Source organism: Candidatus Hydrothermales bacterium, assembly GCA_039630235.1.
Taxonomy (GTDB): domain Bacteria; phylum Hydrothermota; class Hydrothermia; order Hydrothermales; family JAJRUZ01; genus JBCNVI01.
This window is the reverse complement of record JBCNVI010000047.1, coordinates 1-767: the sequence shown is the minus strand read 5'-3', so window position 1 is coordinate 767 and position 767 is coordinate 1. Positions and strand designations below refer to the sequence as shown.

Here is a 767-nt window from a genome sequence, read left to right as displayed (position 1 = left end):
CAAATCTTCTTTGAAATATTTTTCAATCTCTCTCCTTGTTCTTCTCACCATTATGTGTTTCAAAACTTTGTCCCTTATCTCCCTTGCATTTGCCTGAACCGTTTCAAGGTATTTTGAATACTCCCTACTTCGGTCAACCCTTTTTAATTTGTTTTCTAAGTCTTTGAAAAATTCTTCAAGGTCCTGAAGCCCTGGAATATTACTCTTTTTTGGCGATTGAAAGAGTTTTATTTGGTTGAAAATATCTCTTGGCGAATTATTATAAGGTGTGGCAGAAATAAGGATTACTCTCTTACCTCGGCATATCTCAGCTAATTTTTCGTAACCGATGGTTGTTTCATTTCTAAAACGATGTGCTTCATCGATAATAACATTTTTATATTCCCTTCGGGCCATTAATTCTCTTGCCTCGTCAAGTTTACCAATAGAGATAAATTCACCAGGGATATGGAAATCAGAAAAAACATTAGGCCAAGAACCAGGATTGCCCTTGTTGAGAAGTGCAGGTGGGGCTATAACTATTGTTCTTCCATCAAGTTGACTTGCAAGCATAGTGGCTATATAGGTTTTACCTAGCCCTACTACATCTGAGATGAAAACTCCCCCATACTCCTCTAAGATCTTTTTGGCATTCAGAACTGCCTGTTCTTGATAGGCAAGTCTTTTAAAGTTTTCTGGTGAGTATTTAATGAATAATTCATCTCTTTGGCTTAACTCATCTTTAAAATACTCATATAAAAATTTCAAATAGAGCTCGTAGGGAGTAA

At 36.1% G+C, this 767-nt stretch carries 1 protein-coding gene; it reads right to left on the bottom strand.

Annotation, left to right across the window (positions count from 1 at the left end):
- Positions 1-767, bottom strand: a 767-nt coding sequence (locus ABDH49_09215; protein MEN3047119.1) for an SNF2-related protein, incomplete at both ends; no start/stop codon positions are given.